Genomic DNA, 19,349 nt, shown 5'->3' on the forward strand with positions numbered 1-19,349 from the left:
GGCCACGTGGTTTTGTCGTCCGCGCCAGGATATCACTAGACGGACAAACAGGGATGTCTACCGTTGCAGCCGATCATCGATACTGAACTTTGGCTGGTGCGCAAGCGCAGGGCGCTGGCCCACCCCGTAGCCGGCGCGGATTTTCTGATGCGGCGGGCGGCGGAAGACCTTGCCGACCGGCTCGGCGCGGTCGAGCGGAAATTCGGCAAGGCCGCGGTGCTGTTTTGCCAGACGCCGGACGCAACGGACGTGGTCGCTGCAAGCGGCAAGGCAGCGGAGATCGTGCGCGTCGAGGCAGATCCAGCGTTTCTGGACGGCCGGCCAGGGCTGATAGCACCGCTGGAAACAGTGCCGTTCCAGCCGGAAAGCCTCGACCACGTCGTTTCACTTCTGTCGTTGCAGGCGATGAACGACATTCCCGGCATGCTGGTGCAGATCCGCCGCGCTCTGCGGCCCGACGGGCTTTTCCTCGGCGCCTTTGCCGGCGCCGGCACGCTTTCCGAATTGCGCGAAAGCCTGCTCGCCGCCGAGACCGAACTCTATGGCGGCGCCAGCCCGCGTGTCATCCCCTTCACCGATGTTCGCGACGCCGGCGCACTGCTGCAGCGCGCCGGACTGGCGCTGCCGGTGGCCGACGTCGAAACGGTGACCGTCCGCTACGATACCCTCTTCGACCTCATTGCCGATCTCAGGGCGATGGGCGAAACCAGCGCGCTGACTGATCGCAGCCGGCGACCGGGAGCGCGAAAGCTTTTTACCCGTGCCGCCGAAATCTATGCCGAACGCTTTTCGGACGCTGATGGCCGCATCAGGGCAAGCTTTTCCATCGTCTGGATGTCGGGCTGGGCGCCCGATGCCTCGCAGCAAAAGCCCTTGAAACCGGGTTCGGCGAAGGTCTCGCTGAAGACGATACTGGAAAACCCCGGCGAGCGGTGACGGCGCTCCGGATCAGTGCTCGGCGAAGGCGTTTGCGAGCCTGCTGTTGTTGTCGCTGAACAGAAACTGGATCGCATTGCTGGCCTTGCCGACACCCCCGACGATGGCAAGCGACAGCACCGCAACGATCAGGCCATATTCAATGGCCGTGGCGCCTGTTTCGTCCTGCAAAAATCGGCGCAGCAATGGCTTCATGATCGTCGATCCCTCTCATCCCCGACCATATCGCCGACCTGTTAAGAAAGGTTAACGGCACAAGCTTAACAGGCTGTGAAATGGGCCTGCGTTGAGGAAGTTCTCAAGCTGGTGTCGACCTTGTTGGTCAGCAGTCGCCGCTGCGTTGGCCGTCGGCGCGGATGATGCAGACTGAGCTCGGTGAGGGCTGCAGCACGCTTCTGCGCAGCGTATAGGTGGCCCGCGAGCCGATCGAACCGGTGCTCATCGGGTCGAGACCGCCTGCAAGAGCATCGCGGCTGGATGATCGCGTCTGGTTGTCCAGCACGGGGACCGCGATCAGCGCCAGCGCCACTGCGGCCGAGCCGAACAACAGCGTGACGCGCAATAAACCGACGCCGGCGGCGCGAAAGCTGCGATCTGGCCGGATCGAGTCCCATTCCCTGTCGAGGCTCATGCAATCGCTCCCCGCGAACCCGCTTTGCCGCAATTTTTCACGACGAGATAAATCTTCCATTAACGCTGGCTAGATCAGACCGCGAAATGGCTTTGTATCACAACAGGTCGATGAGGAACTGGATTAGCGGCGCGTCGGCCGGCGGCATGGGATAGTCGCGCATCTGCTTTGGCCGCACCCATTTCAACGCCTGCCCTTCCCTGGGCTGCGCGATGCCGCGGAAGCGGCGGCAGACGAACAGGGGCATCAGGAGATGGAAATCATCATAGGAATGGCTGGCGAAGGTGAGCGGCGCCAGGCAAGGAATGTCAGTCTCGATGCCGATTTCTTCCTGCAGTTCGCGGATCAGGCATTGTTCCGGCGTCTCGCCTGGCTCTACCTTGCCGCCGGGAAATTCCCACAGGCCGGCAAGCTGTTTGCCCTCGGGCCGCTGCGCCAGAAGCACGCGGCCATCGGTATCGACCAGCGCGCACGCGGCGACCAGCAGCAGGCGTTTGCCGGTGATCTCGCTCATGCGCCCGGCGGCCGGCGATAGTGGTAGCGATAGACTTCGTCGAAGCCCAGCGAGCGATAGAGCGCCAGCGCCGGCGCATTGCCGGCCTCGACCTGCAGCCAGGCTTCGCGAGCGCCACGCAGCCTCGCCCACTTCAGCGCCGACAGAATCAGGTTGCGGCCATGGCCCTGATTGCGCGCCGACTTGGCGGTGGCGATCTCAAACAGGCCGGCAAGATCGCCGTCATGGACGCAGATCAGCACCGCCAGAGGGTCGGCCCCTTCCTCCAGCGCAAACAGCCCGACTTCGGGTTGGATAGCGCCGATGATTTCCGAAAGACCCGGCCGCAGCGATGCATCCGAGCCGCTGACCTTGAGCGACGCGCCGAGAAAGCGGCTGATATCCTTCAGCGGAATCTGGTCCATGGCCGGCGCCAGTTGCGCGTCCGCCAGCGGCAGCCGCATCACCAGGGATTCGTCGAATGTGCTCCAGCCCTCATTGTCGAGATGCTTGGCTAGGTCCGGCCCCGACAGCGGCGAGATGCGGAAGGTCAGCGGCCTGCCATAGGCGTCGAAGCGCCGGCTGGCGCGGCCGATGCGCTCGGCAATGTGCTGGGTGTCGCCGGGATCGAGCGGGTTGACCGAGTTCAGCCGCTTGGCCGGATGGCCGGCTGTCAGCCGCACCACCCAGGTGCCGTCATAATGCACGGCCGCCGCCGGCCAGGCGCGAAACCCCGCAGCCTCGTAGCGGCGCACGATGGCGAGCATGCTTGCCGGATGCCTGGAAGCCAACTCCATCAGCTCCGGTAATCGCCATTGATGGCGACATATTCCTTGGTGAGGTCGCAGGTCCACACCGTCGCCTTGCCGCGGCCGATACCGATATCGGCGCGGATGCGAATGTCGTCGCGCTTCATATAGGCCGAGGTCGCTTCCTCGGAGTAGCCCGGGTCGCGTTCGCCCTCATGCGCCAGACGGTTGTCGCCGAACCAGATCGACAGCCGGTCGCGATCGGCCGGCTCGCCGGCCTTGCCGACGGCCATGACGACGCGGCCCCAATTGGCGTCCTCGCCGGCAACCGCCGTCTTGACCAGCGGCGAATTGGCGATGGACAGAGCGATGCGCTTGGCCGAGCGCGCCGATTTGGCGCCGGTAACGGTGACTTCGACCTGCTTGCGGGCGCCCTCGCCGTCGCGCACCACTTGCAGCGCCAGCGATTTGAGCACCTTGCCCAGCGCCCGGCGGAACGCGCCGAGACGCGCGTCCTTGGGATCGCTGATGGCGGGCGCGCCGCGCTTGGCAGCGGCTCCGGTGGCGAACAACAGCAGCGTGTCGCTGGTCGAGGTGTCGCTGTCGACGGTGACGGCGTTGAAGGTCTTGGCCGTGCCGCGCGACAACAAGTCCTGCAGCACGGGGGCGGCGATCGGCGCATCGGTGGCGATGAAGGACAGCATAGTCGCCATATCGGGCGCGATCATGCCGGCGCCCTTGGAGATGCCATTGATGATGACGTCGGTGTCGCCGAGCTTGACCGTCGCTGTCGCCACTTTCGGATAGGTGTCGGTGGTCATGATGGCCTTTGCCGCCTCGGTCCACAGATCCGGCTTGCCGTCCTTGACTAGTCCGGCCAGCAAATGGCTGAATTTGGTGGTGTCGAGCGGCTCGCCGATTACCCCGGTAGAAGCGAGGAACACTTCGCCTGGCGTGCAGCCTGCGGCCTTGGCCGCGGCCTCGCCGGTCAGTTGGGTGGAGGCGCGGCCCTTCTTGCCGGTGAAGGCGTTGGCGTTGCCGGAATTGACCACAAGCACCCGCGCCTTGCCGGCGCCAAGGTTCTCGCGGCAGAAGTCGACCGGCGCCGAGGGGCATTTCGACTTCGTGAACACGCCGGCAACCGCTGTGCCGGCATCGAAGACTATGGCCAAGAGGTCGGTACGGTTCTTGTACTTGATCCCGGCCTCTGCGGTGGCGATGCGCACGCCCTCAATGGCAGGCATTTTGGGATATTTCTTCGGCGCGAGCGGCGAAATCGTTGCGGACATTGGAGACCTCGGGCGAGGGAAAAACGCTGGGCGAAGGCCGGTTTGCCCGATAGCACGGCCCGGCGCAAGGGCGTTTTCTTGGCCGCCGCTGTCGGCAAGCCACCAGGGATTAAGCTTGCATTTCAAATCCGTTGGCGTCACCGGGGCCTCTGGCGTTATGATATCGGCCATGGGCAGGCTGGTGATCTTGGCGGTGGCGTTTATGGGGCTTTTGCTCCTGAGCGCCGATGCGCAGCCGGAACGGCGCGTGGCGCTGGTCATCGGCAATGGCACCTATGCCGAAGCCGGCACGCTCACCAATCCGGTCAACGATGCGCTCGATATTGCCGGCAAGCTCCGCTCGATCGGCTTCGACGTCATCGAGGGCAACGATCTCGGCAAGCGCGAACTCGAGCGCAAGATCGGCGAATTTTCCGATGCGCTGGAAGGTGCGGGCGTCGGGCTTTTCTATTACGCCGGCCACGGCCTGCAGGTGGAAGGGCGCAACTACATCGTGCCGGTCGACGCCCGGCTCGACATGCCGGTCAAGCTGCAGCTCGAAGCCGTGCCGATCGACGAAGTCCTCGACATCATGGAGCAGCAGACCAAGGTCAGCCTGGTTTTCCTTGACGCCTGCCGCAACAATCCCTTTGCCCGCAGCCTGAGCCGCACCGCCACCACGCGCTCGGCAACGGCGCTTGCCGGTCTGGCGCAGTTCGATTCGACGCGCGGCTCCTTCATCGCCTTCTCGACGGCGCCAGGCGCTGTCGCCATGGACGGCACCGGACGCAATTCGCCGTTCGCCGCCGCCCTGCTGCGGCACATGGCCGAGCCCGGCCAGAGCATCAACGACATGATGATCGCGGTGCGCCGCGACGTGGTCTCCGAAACCCGCGAGGGACAGCGCCCATGGGAACAGGGTTCGCTGCTCGAACGGTTCGAGTTTGTGCCCGGCGGCGAAACGGTTGCACAGCCGAAGCCCGCCGTCCCCCCGGCGCCCGAAACAAATGTTGCGGCACTCGAACGGTCTGTAGGCGACGACAAGACCGCAATCGAGAAATTCCTGCGCGACGACTATCTTGCGCCCGATGCCGCGGCGATCGGCGAGACCGTCAAGCGGCTCTATGCGCCTTCCGCTACCATCTTCGGCACGCGCTATGACAGCGACGCCGTCGTCAAGCTCAAGACGGACTGGTTCGCGCAATTTGCATCCTGGTCGTTCAGTCTCGAGCCCGGCAGCCTCGAGGTGACGCCGCAGGGCGAGAACCGCGCCGAAGCCGTGTTCGCGATGAGCTACGACTATATGTCGAAAGACAAATCGGCGGCGCGCATGACCGGCAAGGCACGAGTCACGCTTGGGCTGGTGAAGAGCGACGGCCAGTGGCGGATCGCCTCGGAAACCTCGCAAGCGATGAACTGAAAATCCCCGCGCAGGGCGAACGTGAGGCCTGCTTCTACAAGCGCTGGAAACGGGCCGTTTCGTTTGCCTGCCAGCTCACCTATATTGCCGGCGAGATTGTTGGCGAGGACAGACATTGTTGGCGAGGACAGACATGGGCGAGGATCCGGCGCGCAGATCGATCGGGGCGCGGCGCAACCCAGACAGCGCCGAGGCCATTCTCGACGCCGCGGAGGCGGTGCTGGTCGAGGCCGGCTATGCCGGCTTCTCCATAGAGGCCGTGGCGCGGCGGGCGCGCGCCGGCAAACCCACGATCTATCGCTGGTGGCCGAGCAAGGCGGCCCTGCTGTTAGAGGTCTACAAGCGGCAAAAGCGTGTCGACGTCCCTGATACCGGCAGTCTCGAAGACGACCTCGTCGGTTTCCTGAGGAACCTCTTCGCGCATTGGCGCGACACATCCTCGGGCAGTGTATTCCGCTCGCTGATCGCCGAGGCCCAGTCGGACGAAGCGGCGGCCGCGGCCCTGACTGGCTATGCCGATGGGCGCGTGTCCCACACCGCTCGGATCATCGAGCGCGCCAAAGCGCGCGGCGAGGTTGCGGCCGATATCGACGCAGCGCTGGTCGCCGACCTCATCGCTTCCTATGCCTGGAAACACCTTTTGACCAACCGGCTGGACGAAGATGAGGCGACAATCCTTGCCACTGTCCGCTATGTGATGTCAGGCATCTCCCGCAATTGAAAAGGGCGCCGAACGGCGCCCTTTTCATGTTTTCGGTGCCGGCCTTACTTGCCGGCTTCCATCGTGTCGACGGCCTTCTTCAGATTGGCGTCGGGGATTTCAACCTTTGCGGCGCCGCGCAGCTGCTTGACCAGTGCGAAATACTTGTCGCGGATCACCGCCTGCTTGGCCTGGTCCTTGACGTCGTCGAAGGCCGGCGGCTGTTTGGTGCGCTTGTCCTCGAGCTTGATGACATGCCAGCCGAATTGCGTTTGCACCGGCTCCTTGGTGTATTTGCCGATTTCGAGCGCAACTGCCGCCTTGTCGAATTCCGGCACCATCTGCCCCGGGCCGAACCAGCCGAGATCGCCGCCATTGGTCTTGCCCGAGGGATCGCTGGTATGCTCGTTGGCGAGCTTCTGGAAGTCGGCGCCGCCATCGAGCTGCTTGATGATCGCCTCGGCCTCTTCCTTCGTCTTCACGAGGATGTGACGGGCATGAATCTCATTGACCGGCGGCGTGCTGGCGATTTCCTGGTCGTAGCGGGCGCGCACCTCGGCATCGGTAACCTTGTCGACGACGCCCTTCTCGACCATCTCGCCATGCAGCGCGCGCTGCTGCAGGAACGCCATGCGGCGCTGGAATTCGGGATCCTTGTCGAGCCCGGTAGCGACCGCCTGGGCGGCCATGACGCGGATTTCGATGGCCGCCGAAAGGGCCGCGGCGCGGCGCTGCTCGGGTGGCAACTGCGAGAACTGCTGCGACAGCTCGCCCTCGGCAAGCCCAAGGTCCGCCTCGGTCAGCTTCTGGCCATTGACTGTAGCGATAACGGTGTTCGGATCGACGGGGGCTGCCGCCGGCGCTGCTGCGGCATCGGCCGGGGCGGGAGCGGCTTCCTGGGCCATCAGCGGAGACAGCGACAGGGCCGACAGGCCGAAAGCCAGGCCAAGGCTGGCGAGCGACGCACGGCGAAACAGTAGGGACATCAAGATTAACTCCAAGGGGGGATTGGTAGGGCTTGCAGATCAGCCGGATTGTGGCGGAATTTGGCGCTGCCCATAGGGCTAACGCGGCGTTGACATCAGTTGAGCCCCCTCTTATCTGTCCAACGACTTTGCGTCCAGAACCGTTTTCCGGGCGCTTTTTGTGTTTGTCCGCGTTTCACGCGGAATTGATGGGGCCGGCCGGCGCTCATCTCAAAATTGAGAATTCTATCGAAAGGACCATCGGATGGTCAGTCTCGGCGGTCTCGCCCGTAAGGTTTTCGGTTCCTCCAACGATCGTCGCGTAAAATCGACCCGGCCGCGTGTCGAGGCGATCAACGCCATGGAAAACGAGATGCGGGCGCTGTCCGACGCCGAGCTTCAGGCCCGCACGGAAAAATTCCGCCAGGATATCGCCAACGGCGCCACGCTCGATGACCTGCTGGTGCCGGCCTTCGCCACCGTCCGCGAGGCATCCCGCCGCGTGCTCGGCATGCGCCCGTTCGACGTGCAGCTGATCGGCGGCATGGTGCTGCACAATGGCGGCATCGCCGAAATGCGTACCGGCGAGGGCAAGACCCTGGTCGCCACCCTGCCCGTTTATCTCAACGCGCTTGCCGGCAAGGGCGTCCATGTCGTCACCGTCAACGACTACCTTGCCACCCGCGACTCCGAATGGATGGGCCGCGTCTACAAATTCCTCGGCCTCTCGGTCGGCGTCATCGTCCATGGCCTGTCCGACGAGGAGCGCCGCGTCGCCTACGCGTCCGATGTTACCTATGCCACGAACAACGAGCTCGGCTTCGACTATTTGCGCGACAACATGAAGTATGAGCGCGCGCAGATGGTGCAGCGCGGCCACAATTACGCGATCGTCGACGAAGTCGATTCCATCCTGGTCGACGAGGCGCGCACGCCGCTGATCATTTCCGGTCCGCTCGAAGACCGTTCAGAAATGTACAACACCATCGATGCCTTCATGCTGCAGCTCGGCCCAGCCGACTACGAGATCGACGAGAAGCAGAAGACCTCGATCTTCACCGAGGAAGGCACCGAGAAGCTGGAAAACCTGCTGCGCGCGGCCGGCCTGCTCAAGGGCGAGTCGCTCTATGACGTCGAGAACGTCGCCATCGTCCACCACGTCAACAACGCGCTGAAGGCGCACCGGCTGTTCCAGAAGGACAAGGACTACATCGTCCGCAACGACGAGATCGTCATCATCGACGAATTCACCGGCCGCATGATGCCGGGGCGCCGCTATTCGGAAGGCCTGCACCAGGCGCTCGAAGCCAAGGAGCATGTGGCGATCCAGCCGGAAAACCAGACGCTGGCATCCGTCACCTTCCAGAACTATTTCCGCCTCTACAAGAAGCTGTCCGGCATGACCGGCACGGCGCTGACCGAGGCCGAGGAGTTCGGCAACATTTACGGCCTCGAAGTCACCGAGATCCCGACCAATCTGCCGGTCATCCGCAAGGACGAGGACGACGAGGTCTACCGGACGGTCGAGGAGAAGTACAAGGCGATCGTCAAGGAGATCAAGGAAGCGCGCGCCAAGGGCCAGCCGACGCTGGTCGGCACCACCTCGATCGAGAAATCCGAGCAGCTGGCCGAGCGCCTGCGCAAGGAAGGGTTCAAGGATTTCGAAGTGCTGAACGCCCGCCATCACGAGCGCGAAGCGGCCATCGTCGCCCAGGCCGGCAAGCCCGGCGCCATCACCATCGCCACCAACATGGCGGGACGCGGCACCGACATCAAGCTCGGCGGCAACGCCGAGATGCGCATCGAGGACGAACTGGGCGACATGCCTGCTGGTCCCGAGCGAGAGGCGCGCGAAAAGGAAATCATTGCCGATGTCGAGCGCCTGAAGGAAAAGGCGCTGGCCGCCGGCGGCCTCTACGTGCTCGCCACCGAGCGCCATGAATCGCGCCGCATCGACAACCAGCTCCGCGGCCGCTCCGGCCGCCAGGGCGACCCCGGCCGTTCGAAATTCTTCCTATCGCTGCAGGACGATCTGATGCGCATCTTCGGCTCCGAGCGCATGGACGGCATGCTGCAGAAGCTTGGCCTCAAGGAAGACGAGGCCATCATCCATCCGTGGATCAACAAGGCGCTGGAAAAGGCGCAGAAGAAGGTCGAAGCGCGCAACTTCGACATCCGCAAGAACCTGTTGAAATACGACGACGTCTCGAACGACCAGCGCAAGGTGGTGTTCGAGCAGCGCATCGAATTGATGGACGGCGAAGGCCTGTCCGAGACGATCGCCGAGATGCGCGAAGGCGTCATCGAGGAGATCGTCACCAAGAACATCCCCGAAAACGCCTATGCCGAGCAGTGGAACGTCGCCGGCCTCAAGGCCGAAGTCGCCGAATTCCTCAATCTCGACCTGCCGGTCGAGGACTGGGTCAAGGAAGAAGGCATTGCCGAGGACGACATCCGCGAGCGCCTGACCAAGGCCGCCGACGCCGCCGCCAAGGAGCGCGCCGAGCGGTTCGGCCCAGACGTGATGAGCTATGTCGAACGCTCGGTGGTGTTGCAGACGCTCGATCATCTGTGGCGCGAGCACATCGTCAACCTCGACCATCTGCGTTCGGTCGTCGGCTTCCGCGGCTACGCCCAGCGCGATCCGCTGCAGGAATACAAGAGCGAGGCGTTCGAGCTGTTCCAGGCTCTGCTCGGCAATCTGCGCCAGGCCGTCACCGCGCAATTGATGCGCGTCGAACTGGTCCGCCAGGCCGCCGAAGCGCCGCCGCCCGAAGCGCCTGAAATGTTCGGCAGCCACATTGACGGCACCACGGGCGAGGACGATTTCGAGGGTGGCGAGACCGCACTTCTGGTCCGCCAGGAGAGCAACGCCATCGTCGCTCCCGAAGACCGCGATCCGAACAACCAGGCGACCTGGGGCAAGATCGGCCGCAACGAAGCCTGCCCCTGCGGCTCCGGCAAGAAATACAAGCACTGCCACGGCGCGTTTGCTTGATCATTAGGTCGGCGGGGCAGCACCCCCCTCTGGCCTGCCGGCCATCTCCCCCTCAAGGGGGGAGATCAGCAGCTTCGGCGCCGTAACTTCTTTCAATTTCGACAATTGGCGAAAGCCACAGTGACAGCCAATCTCCCCCCTTGAGGGGGAGATGTCCGGCAGGACAGAGGGGGGTGCGAAGGATCGCGACCTCTCGGTCCAACCCTCGTCAAAACCTCACAACAACCCCGAATCGCGCGCGGTCGCTGTCGCCTCGCCGCGCGACACCGCATCCAGCTTGCCCAGCACCGCCGAGACATGGTGATCGACCGTCTTTGGCGAAATCGTCAATTGCTCGGCGATCCGCTTGTTGGAGAGGCCGCGTTCGATCAGCTGCAGCACCTGCATCTGGCGCAAGGTGAGGCCGGCGAGGTTGGCGCGCGTCGAGCGGCGCGGGCCGCGGGCGATGCCGCCAACGCCGTTCTTGCGCATGATATCGCGCAGGCGCTGGGCTGCCGGCCTTGCCCCCAGGCCGTCGAAAATATCCAATGCCAGACGCTGCCCCTCGTCATCGCCGAGGATGAGCGCCAGTCCGCGCTCGTATGGCGCATTCAATTCGGACCAGAGTGCCGAAGCCGAACGCCAGTCGCCGGTCAGGAGCAGCCGGTATGGTGTTGCCATCTCGGCGGTGTCGCCGGCCGGCATATCGGGAGAGAGCAATGTTCGCCACAGCGCCAGCTCCCCGACATGGGCACGCGAGCGCACCGGCGTTTCGGCGCGGGTGATCAGCGCCAGCGCCTCTTGCCTGTCGGCCAGGCCCAGCCATGCCTGCTCCGCTATCAAGGCCGCATAGGAGCTCAGCATCTGCAGGTCGCCGCCGCTTCCGACCAGGCGCGCCATTTCGGCGAACAGCGGCTCGGCCGAGGGATCGCCGCGCCTCAGGCGCAGTTTCGCCAATGCCAGCAGCGCCGGAAACCGGCCCACGGTGGTTGTCCGCTCATTGTCGATGACATCGCTTGCCGTCGCGGCGGCCTCATCCCATTGGCCCTGGCGCAGCTGCACATCGGCCAGCATGCCCCTGAGATAGTCGCGCCAGGTGCCGAGGTCGTTTTCGGTGCAATAGTGGATGCCGCTCTCCAGCACCGGACGCGCCGCGTCGTAGCTCATCTGGGTGATCTCGAAACAGGCGCGGTTGGTGAAGGCGCGCGCGGCATGTTCCTGGAAATTGCCTTGGAGCGCAATTTCAAGGCTTTCGTCGAGGCGCAGGCGTCCGGCATCCGGATTGAGCCACTGCTCGACGCAGCCGACATTGTTGAGGGCATGCGACGCGATGTCGGGACGGTTCATGCGCGCAGCCAGCGCCGCTGCCTTCTCGCCATAGAACAGCGTGTCCTCCACCCTCTCCGAAAGCATCGCCAGATGCGAAAGGTTCGAATAGGCCATGGCGAGTTCGGGACCGGCGGGAGCCGCTTCCAGCATCGCCACAGCCTCGGCGCCGAAGGCGGCCGCCGCCTCGCGGTCATCGCCCATTTCGCTCAGCCGGGAGAGCCATCTCAGGCTATCGCCCTCCTTCAGCCTGTTGCCGTCTGCCTGATGCAACCGGCGCGCCTCGCCCTGCGCTGCAAGCGCGTCGTCGATCTTGCCGATGAGATGGCACTCGAACGCATGACTTTCGTAGAGCGCGGCGCGCTCGATCACCGGCAGGCTGTCGGCCTGCTGCAAGGCGATCTCGTAGTAGCCGGCGGCATCGCGATGGGCGCCGACACGCGACGCTTCGCGCGCGGCGATTGGCGCAAGTTCGCGCACCGCCGCCAGATTGTGCGCCTCGACCGCATGATGCACCAGGCGGCCTGTGGAGACGTCGCCGTTTTCGAGCAGTGCCGCCAGCGCACGCTGGTTGAACTGCCGCCTGTGCGACGTCGTCAGCATCATTTCGATGGCGCGTCGCGCGATGTCGTGGCGGAAGGCGTAGCCGTCGCCGAGATCGTCGAGCAGGCCGTTGGCGACACACTCGGCCAGCTGGCCGGCGCTGGCGACGCCGCACAGGCCTTGCAAGGCCCAGGCATCGGCCCGGCGCGGAAACACCGACACCGCGTCGAGCATTGCGCGGGCGCCTGGCGACAGCCGTTCAGCCCGCGCCAGCACCGCGTCGCGCACGCTTGCCGGCAGCGCCATTTCGTTTTCGGCGCACAACAATTCGGTGACGAAGAAGGCATTGCCTGCGGTCGCCCGGTAGATGGCGTCGCCATCGCGGCCGGCCGCATCGGCGAGCGACAGCACGGCCGCCTGGCTGAGCAGCGGCACGTCGATGCGCGCCACGCTGCCGGCCGGGATTTCGCCCAGGGCGCGGCGCACCCGCATCTGTCCCTCGCTGCGGTCGGTGCGCGCCGTGAGCAACAGCAGGATGTGGGTGTTGGCGATACGCCGGCCGAGGAAGCGCACGAAATCGAGCGTCGCATCGTCGGCCCAGTGCAGGTCTTCGATCACCAGCAGGCTCGGTCCCTTGGCCGCAAAGGCGTCGAGCGCATCGGAAAACAGCGGCAGTCTCTGCCCATGCCGGGCGTCGATTGCGCGCGGCAGCGCCCATTGCGCCTCACGGGCCAGATCGTAAAGCGGCCCCAGCGGATCGGGGATCGACAGATCCTCGCAAGCGCTGCGCAACATTGCCGCGCTCTCTCCGACACGGGCCGCGAACGCCTCGACAATCGCCGTCTTGCCGGCGCCGGCCTCCCCCGCCAGCACCGCGACTCGGCCATGGCCGCCTATTGCATCGCCAAGCAGGCTCTCCAGTTGCTGCAGCTGCGTCTGCCGTTCCAGAAGCATCATTGTCATCGTCTCACAGGATCGGAGTTTTCCCACCATGGCGGGCCGCTCACGATTAGCCCGTGAAGAAAGCGCCGCAATGTGACTTTGCACACATTGCCGTGCCTCTTTCCACAAAGAACGACGCCAATATAGGGAATCGTCCCGTCCAATATGGGGAATCGTTCCGATGCGCGGGCCGGGCCGGCGTGGTCAACGTCCAGCCGCGCTCCGATCGAGCGTGAACCAATGGAAAAGGAAGTCTTCCATGCCTCGCTACCTGATTGAACGCACATTTCCGGACGGCCTCAACATACCGATGACCGATATCGGCGCCAGCGCGGTGGGCGGCGTCGTCATGCGCAATGCCGAAAAGGGCGTCACCTGGATCCAGTCCTTCGTCACGCCCGACAAGAAGCACAGCTTCTGCATCTACGACGCGCCGACGCCCGAAGCGATCCGCAGCACGGCTCAGAAAAACTCGCTGCCGGTCGACAAGATCACGGAGGTGCGGGTTCTTGACCCTTACTTTTACCTCTGATCCTGCGTTCGGTCGCCACGATGATGAGCATCAAACTGTCCTTCGCGGCCGTGGCGAACTGCCTGATGGGCTGCCGCTCGGCGGAATCGGGCCTGTCCTGGGAAAGACCGTCCGGCCAACCTCCGTGCTCGGCCGTCTATGGCGGTTCGCGACGAGGCTGCCTGCGTATCTGTCTGAAAGGCGGCGCTTGCCCCCGGAAGGCGACTATCTGAGGCGCGACATCGGGCTATCGGAGCGGGACGTCCCGCAGGAATATTGGCAATATTACTTTTGGGATCGTTGATTTTGCACGGTTTTTAAGGGCTGCGGCCAAAGCCCGGCAACGGAAGCCGCATCGCATGAACCGGGACGGACAAACCAAATCCTAAACCAACGCCGCAGCGTTTCGGGCAGCCTGATCGGCCGCCGTCGCCTCGAGCGTCAACAAACGGACGGAAGACCATGACCATAACTCTTTGGACGACACGCTTCGCGGCTTTCGCCGCCATCTCGATCGCGGCGGGTGCGGCCGCCCAGGCGCACGACGCCAATCCGCTGGTCGAAAAGGTGCGCGCAGCCAACAGCCGCTTCGAAAATGTGGCAGCCGCCACCGCCGAAGGCTATGCCCCCATCCCTTGCGCCAGCGGCATCACCGGCGGCGCCATGGGCATCCACTATGTCAACGGCGCCTATCTCAAGGACGATGCCGTCGATGTCGCCAAGCCCGAAGCGGTGATGTACGAGCCGACGGCCGACGGCAGCCTGAAGCTGATAGCGGTCGAATACATCACCTCGAAAGGCCCGGCCTCGCTCGAAGGCCAGCTGTTCAACTTCAACAGCGCCCCCAATCGCTACGGCCTCGGCCCGTTCTACGAACTGCACGTCTGGGCATGGAAACAGAACCCGACGGGCGCCTTTGCCGACATGAACCCGAACGTGTCGTGCGACGCCATGAAGGGGATGTAACGCCTCACATGTGACACCTCGGGCACCGGACATCCGGTGCCTGGCCATCCCCCTTGGCGGGGGAGGGGCGAGCGAAACGCCGACCGGCTCCCCAGTCTTCCCCGGCGTTCGCTCGCCTTTTATTATGCCCCGGCATACGATGACGCACCTTGCACACGCGGCCGTCCTTGGCCCCTCAGCGCACCCGCACCTGCCCACCCTTTCTTAAGGTGTTTCGGATACATCGAAAGCTTGGAAACAGGCGGAAAACGGAGAGACATCGGGGTGCGCTTTTCCGCGGCGACGACGGCCGGGCGGTTCTTGCCGCAGCGCTTGGCGCTGCGCATGAGGCCGTTGCTTGGCCGCATCGATGCGGTGCTGTTCACCGCCGACGAGCGCGGCGAAGCCGGCCGCATGTCGCTGATCGCCTTTGCCATCCGCATCGTCAGCGCCGTCATCGCCTTCATCAGCCAGGTGCTGATGGCGCGCTGGATGGGCTCGTTCGAATACGGCATCTTCGTCCTCGTCTGGGTGACGATGGTCATCGTCGGCAACCTCGCCTGCCTCGGCTTCCACACTTCGGTCATCCGCTTCATCCCCGAATACCGCGAACGCAACATGCTGGCCGAGCTGCGCGGCATCGTGGTCGCCAGCCGCCTGTTCGTGCTGATTGCCTCGACCGCGATCGCCGGGCTTGGCGCACTGGGCGTCTGGCTGTGCGCGAACTGGATCGAGAGCTACTATGTCATGCCCTTCATCCTCGGCCTGTTCTGCCTGCCGATGATTGCCATGGGCGACCTGCTGCAAGGCCAGTCACGGGCCAATTCCTGGGCGCTGTTTGCCTTGTCGCCGACCTATCTGGTGCGGCCGGTGCTGATCCTGGCGCTGATGGCGCTGATGCTGGCGCTGGGCTATGCGCCCGACGCCAGGACAGCCATCTTCGCTTCGATCGCCGCCACCTACGCCACCACGCTCGGCCAGCTCATCGGCGTGACCACACGCATGGGCAGGAATATCCCGGCCGGGCCGATGAAGGTGCATTTCGCCGAGTGGTTCATCGTTTCGCTGCCGATCTTCCTGGTCGAGAGCTTCTTCTTCCTGCTCACCAACGCCGACGTGCTGATGGTCGGCGCCTATCTCCAGCCCAATGACGTCGCCGTCTATTTCGCCACCGTCAAAACGCTGGCGCTGGTGCATTTCGTCTATTTCTCCGTCAAGGCCGGCGTCGCCCAGCGTTATGCGCAGTTCACCCATGGCGAACCGGAAAAGCTCGCCGCCTTCGCCCGCGAGACCGTGTCATGGACGTTCTGGCCGTCGCTGCTGATGGCGCTGCTGGTGCTGGCGCTCGGCGAACCGATGCTGGTTCTGTTCGGCCCGGAATTCACCGCCGGCTATCCGCTGTTGTTCCTGCTGGTGTTCGGCGTCGTGGCGCGCGCCGCCGTCGGCCCTTGCGAAAGCCTGTTGACGATGAGCGGCAACCAGAACATCTGCGCCGCCGTCTATGCCATGACGCTGGCCTTCAACATCGGTCTCAACGTGGTGCTCATCCCGCTCTTCGGCCTGTGGGGGGCGGCGATCGCCACCAGCCTCGCCATGGTCTTCGAGGCCAGCGCCCTGTCCTTCACCGTCTGGCGCAAGCTCGGCATCGTCATGCTGATCTTCGTGCCCGCTGCCGAGGGAGCCGCCTGATGGCCGCCATCCCGCTGATCGAGGAAACCAGCGGCGGTCCAGCCGGCGCAATGGTGTCGGGCCTTGCCGGCCTGGCGCGCGACGCCGATCCGGCGCATCTCGAGATCCTCGCCAACAACCGGCCGCTGCGCAAGCTGGCGATCTATCCGGCTTCGGCCGGCTTCGAACTGATCGAGGAACTCGACTATCTGTGCACCCGCACGATCGAGCCCAACGTCTTCTTCAACCCGCGCTTTCTGGCGCCGGCCATGCCCCGGCTGGAAGATCGCGAGGTCAAGCTGGCGGTGATCCGCGACGGCGACGAATACCGCAACCGGCTGCGCCTGCTGGTGCCGTTCTCGGTCGAAAGGCCGGCCGTGCCGCTCGGCGTTCCGGTGATGCGCACCTGGTCGAGCCCGTTCGGCCCGATCGGCACACCGCTGGTCGACCATGACGACCCGATCGGCGTCGTCGAGGATTTCTTCGGCATGCTGTCGCGGCCGCATCTCAAGCTGCCGAAGGTCTTCGTGCTGCCCGACATGCGCCTCGACGGCCCGTTGGCCAGCGTGCTGGCCACCGTTGCCGAGACGCGCGGCCTGACAATGGTCACCACCGGCAAGGCGGACCGGCCGGTGCTCGAAAGCACGCTCGACGGCGAGGCCTATTTGAAAGCATCGCTGCGCGCGCACCACTACCGCGAGTTCCGCCGCCTGAAACGGCGCCTGGGGGATCTCGGCAGGTTGGAACATGTCGTAGCGCGGGGACCGGACGAAATCCGCCACGCCATCGAAAGTTTTTTGACGCTGGAAGCCGCCGGCTGGAAGGGCCGCGAGCGCACCGCCATGGCCATCGACCGCTACCGCGCCGCCTTTGCCCGCGAAGCCGTGCACCGGCTGGCCGAGCACGACATGTGCCGCATCCATTCGCTGACGCTGGACGGCCGCACGATCGCCTGCCTGGTCGTCTTCGTCGAGGCCGGCGTCGCCTACACCTGGAAGACCGCCTATGACGAGACGCTGGCGACCTATTCGCCCGGCACGCTGCTGATGATCGAGGTGACCAGGCAGCATCTCGACGACCCCAATATCATGATGACCGATTCCTGCGCCGTGCCCGACCACCCGGTGATGAGCCGGCTGTGGAGCGAGCGCAAGCCGATGGGCTCGCTGGTGATCGGGCTGACGCCGGATGCCGACCGCCTCGCCCGCCAGGCCGCCTCGCAGCTGCACCTCTACCGCGAAACCCGCAACATGGCCCGCCTGCTGCGCAACCGCGTGAAGAGTTTGCTGGGACGGCGATAGCCACTGGATCAACGGCAAGACACCAGCTATGGGTCGCGCGGCAATTTCGGCCGGCCTTCACGACAAGCCATCCTGATGATCAGAACCTTTTTGCGTCACGCCGGTCCCCGTGCGGCCTTTTCGCTGCTTGCGCTGCTGCCTGTCCGCGCCCGGGCCGATAGCTGTCCCGAGGATTGCAGCGAGCCCGCGCCGTCCATCAACATCTACAGCCACACCGCCGCCGGCCATCTCAGCCCGGCCACGCTGGGTGCACTGCCGCGCGTCTATGTGCCGAACCGCTCCTCCAACAGCGTCACGGTGATCGACACCATGACACTCAAGGAAGTCGACAGGTTCCCGGTCGGCAGCAAACCGCAGCACGTCGTGCCGTCATGGGACCTGAAGACGCTGTGGGTCGCCAACAATGGCACCGGCAAGAACGGCAGCCTGACGCCGATCGACCCGATGACCGGCAAGCCCGGCCCGCAGATCGCCGTGGACGATCCCTACAATTTGTATTTCATGCCGGGCGCGGCCATCGTCGTCGACGAAGCCCTGGAGCGGCTCGATTTCCGCGATCCTCACACCATGGCGCTGAAGTCGGCCCTGCCGACGCCCACTTGTCCCGGCATCAACCACGCCGATTTCTCCGTCGACGGCGCCTACGCGATCTTCACCTGCGAATACGGCAATGGCGGGTTGGCCAAGATCGACCTGAAGAACCAGAAGGTGCTTGGCCATCTCGACTTCTCGAAAATGGGCATGCCGCAGGACATCCGCCTCTCGCCCGACGGCAAGGTTTTTTACGTCGCCGACATGATGAATGACGGCGTGTTCCTCGTCGATGGCGACAGTTTCAAGGAGATCGGCTTCATCCCGACCGGCATCGGCGCCCATGGCTTCGTCGTCAGCCGCGACGGCAAGCGGCTCTATGTCTCGAACCGGGGCTCGCACAAGATGGAGCAGGGCCAGGCAAAGGGACCGGGCAGCGTGACGGTGATCGACTTCGCTACCCGCGCGGTCGTCACGCAATGGCCGATCCCCGGCGGCGGCAGCCCCGACATGGGCAACGTCAGCGCCGACGGCAAACAACTATGGCTGTCCGGCCGCTTCGACAGTGCCGCCTACATGATCGACACGACATCAGGCGCGGTGACCAAGTTTCGGGTTGGCTCAGAGCCGCACGGCCTGACGGTGTGGCCACAGCCGGGGCGGTATTCGCAAGGGCATACGGGGAATATGCGCTAAGTCCGTGTTCGAGGCGCGGCTCGAACGCAAAAGGTCGCAAGGGCAACCGCCCATCGGCCGGGACCCGGAACGAGCAGGGGCTTTCCTTGGAAACCGCGAAGCTGTAGCTCCACACACTGGTTTCGGATACTGCCACAAGATGAACCTTCGCCGCATCGTCCTCATCGTCGCGCTTCTCAATCTTGCCTATTTCGGGATCGAGTTCGCTGTGGCGCTCGCCATTGGATCAGTGTCCCTGTTCGCCGACAGCATCGACTTTCTTGAAGATGCTTCCGTGAACCTCCTTATCCTGCTCGCACTTGGGTGGTCTGTGCGCTCCCGTGCGCGGGTGGGGATGGCATTGGCGCTCATCCTTCTCATGCCGGGTCTGGCAACGCTCTGGACGGCTTGGGAGAAGTTCAACGTGCCGGTGCCGCCGCAGCCCATCGCCTTGACCTTGGCGGGACTTGGCGCTCTCGCCGTCAACCTGTCCTGTGCCTACATGCTGGCCGCGCACCGGCATCGTGGCGGCAGCCTCACAAAGGCGGCCTTCCTGTCGGCCCGCAACGACGCCTTGGCCAACATCGCCATTATTGCCGCAGGGTTGGTCACGGCCTTGCTCTGGCATTCCGCGTGGCCCGATTTGGCGGTGGGATTGGGGATCGCGGTCATGAACGCCGACGCGGCCCGCGAAGTGTGGGAAGCTGCCCGTGAAGAACACCGTGCGGCGGCCTGAGAGCACGTAGAGCGGGGCTACCGGCCGCCGCT

Annotated in this window: 17 protein-coding genes; 10 read left to right on the forward strand and 7 right to left on the reverse strand. The window is 64.5% G+C overall.

The features are described 5' to 3' along the window. Positions 1 to 63: 63 nt before the first annotated feature. On the forward strand, positions 64 to 936 hold the full coding sequence (locus tag AC3EMP_RS00155) for a class I SAM-dependent methyltransferase (protein WP_352713312.1): 873 nt from the start codon (positions 64 to 66) through the stop codon (positions 934 to 936). Between the two features lie 12 nt (positions 937 to 948). Here the strand turns inward: AC3EMP_RS00155 and AC3EMP_RS00160 are convergent, their stop codons facing one another. From AC3EMP_RS00160 to argJ, 5 genes are all read right to left on the reverse strand, one after another. Further along, positions 949 to 1,131 (reverse strand): Flp family type IVb pilin, encoded by a 183-nt coding sequence (locus AC3EMP_RS00160; RefSeq protein ID WP_023672984.1) that lies wholly within the window; start codon positions 1,129 to 1,131, stop codon positions 949 to 951. A 127-nt stretch (positions 1,132 to 1,258) separates the two neighbouring features. After that, positions 1,259 to 1,567: a hypothetical protein gene (locus AC3EMP_RS00165; RefSeq protein WP_023694000.1), complete on the reverse strand. Its 309-nt coding sequence runs from the start codon at positions 1,565 to 1,567 to the stop codon at positions 1,259 to 1,261. 97 nt (positions 1,568 to 1,664) lie between these two features. Then, positions 1,665 to 2,081, reverse strand: a complete 417-nt coding sequence (gene mutT, locus AC3EMP_RS00170) for an 8-oxo-dGTP diphosphatase MutT (protein WP_023685791.1) — start codon at positions 2,079 to 2,081, stop codon at positions 1,665 to 1,667. Beyond that, a complete protein-coding gene (locus tag AC3EMP_RS00175) occupies positions 2,078 to 2,827 on the reverse strand; it encodes a GNAT family N-acetyltransferase (protein WP_023713717.1) in 750 nt (249 codons plus the stop codon). Before AC3EMP_RS00175 ends, mutT begins: the two co-directional genes overlap by 4 nt. Before the next feature lie 29 nt (positions 2,828 to 2,856). Beyond that, positions 2,857 to 4,098: a bifunctional glutamate N-acetyltransferase/amino-acid acetyltransferase ArgJ gene (gene argJ, locus AC3EMP_RS00180; protein WP_023727008.1), complete on the reverse strand. Its 1,242-nt coding sequence runs from the start codon at positions 4,096 to 4,098 to the stop codon at positions 2,857 to 2,859. 169 nt (positions 4,099 to 4,267) lie between these two features. Between argJ and AC3EMP_RS00185 the strand changes: the two genes are divergently transcribed. Together AC3EMP_RS00185 and AC3EMP_RS00190 are read left to right on the forward strand one after the other, a co-directional pair. After that, complete coding sequence (locus AC3EMP_RS00185; protein WP_352623486.1) at positions 4,268 to 5,497, forward strand: caspase family protein; 1,230 nt, start codon at positions 4,268 to 4,270, stop codon at positions 5,495 to 5,497. Between the two features lie 133 nt (positions 5,498 to 5,630). Continuing rightward, positions 5,631 to 6,218 (forward strand): TetR/AcrR family transcriptional regulator, encoded by a 588-nt coding sequence (locus tag AC3EMP_RS00190; protein WP_352713358.1) that lies wholly within the window; start codon positions 5,631 to 5,633, stop codon positions 6,216 to 6,218. A 44-nt stretch (positions 6,219 to 6,262) separates the two neighbouring features. Here the strand turns inward: AC3EMP_RS00190 and AC3EMP_RS00195 are convergent, their stop codons facing one another. Beyond that, complete coding sequence (locus AC3EMP_RS00195) at positions 6,263 to 7,183, reverse strand: peptidylprolyl isomerase (RefSeq protein WP_023804562.1); 921 nt, start codon at positions 7,181 to 7,183, stop codon at positions 6,263 to 6,265. Between the two features lie 244 nt (positions 7,184 to 7,427). Between AC3EMP_RS00195 and secA the strand changes: the two genes are divergently transcribed. Next, positions 7,428 to 10,160 (forward strand): preprotein translocase subunit SecA, encoded by a 2,733-nt coding sequence (gene secA / locus AC3EMP_RS00200; RefSeq protein WP_023672992.1) that lies wholly within the window; start codon positions 7,428 to 7,430, stop codon positions 10,158 to 10,160. A gap of 216 nt (positions 10,161 to 10,376) precedes the next feature. Here the strand turns inward: secA and AC3EMP_RS00205 are convergent, their stop codons facing one another. Next, positions 10,377 to 12,965: a helix-turn-helix transcriptional regulator gene (locus AC3EMP_RS00205; protein WP_352713316.1), complete on the reverse strand. Its 2,589-nt coding sequence runs from the start codon at positions 12,963 to 12,965 to the stop codon at positions 10,377 to 10,379. A 244-nt stretch (positions 12,966 to 13,209) separates the two neighbouring features. Between AC3EMP_RS00205 and AC3EMP_RS00210 the strand changes: the two genes are divergently transcribed. The 6 genes from AC3EMP_RS00210 to AC3EMP_RS00235 all read left to right on the forward strand — a co-directional run bounded on the left by AC3EMP_RS00210 (position 13,210) and on the right by AC3EMP_RS00235 (position 19,317). After that, complete coding sequence (locus AC3EMP_RS00210) at positions 13,210 to 13,482, forward strand: DUF4242 domain-containing protein (protein ID WP_023673765.1); 273 nt, start codon at positions 13,210 to 13,212, stop codon at positions 13,480 to 13,482. A 441-nt stretch (positions 13,483 to 13,923) separates the two neighbouring features. Beyond that, a complete protein-coding gene (locus tag AC3EMP_RS00215; protein ID WP_352666217.1) occupies positions 13,924 to 14,427 on the forward strand; it encodes a hypothetical protein in 504 nt (167 codons plus the stop codon). A gap of 264 nt (positions 14,428 to 14,691) precedes the next feature. Continuing rightward, positions 14,692 to 16,095 carry a lipopolysaccharide biosynthesis protein gene (locus tag AC3EMP_RS00220; RefSeq protein ID WP_352713318.1) on the forward strand — a complete coding sequence of 468 codons (1,404 nt, stop codon included), beginning with the start codon at positions 14,692 to 14,694 and terminating at the stop codon, positions 16,093 to 16,095. Next, positions 16,095 to 17,375 (forward strand): GNAT family N-acetyltransferase, encoded by a 1,281-nt coding sequence (locus AC3EMP_RS00225; protein WP_352713320.1) that lies wholly within the window; start codon positions 16,095 to 16,097, stop codon positions 17,373 to 17,375. Before AC3EMP_RS00220 ends, AC3EMP_RS00225 begins: the two co-directional genes overlap by 1 nt. Positions 17,376 to 17,450: 75 nt before the next feature. Then, positions 17,451 to 18,602 (forward strand): YncE family protein, encoded by a 1,152-nt coding sequence (locus tag AC3EMP_RS00230; protein ID WP_023754192.1) that lies wholly within the window; start codon positions 17,451 to 17,453, stop codon positions 18,600 to 18,602. Positions 18,603 to 18,741: 139 nt separating this feature from the next. Then, on the forward strand, positions 18,742 to 19,317 hold the full coding sequence (locus AC3EMP_RS00235) for a cation efflux transmembrane domain-containing protein (RefSeq protein ID WP_023673757.1): 576 nt from the start codon (positions 18,742 to 18,744) through the stop codon (positions 19,315 to 19,317). Positions 19,318 to 19,349: the final 32 nt, after the last annotated feature.

This window comes from Mesorhizobium sp. P160219 (genome assembly GCF_057786095.1).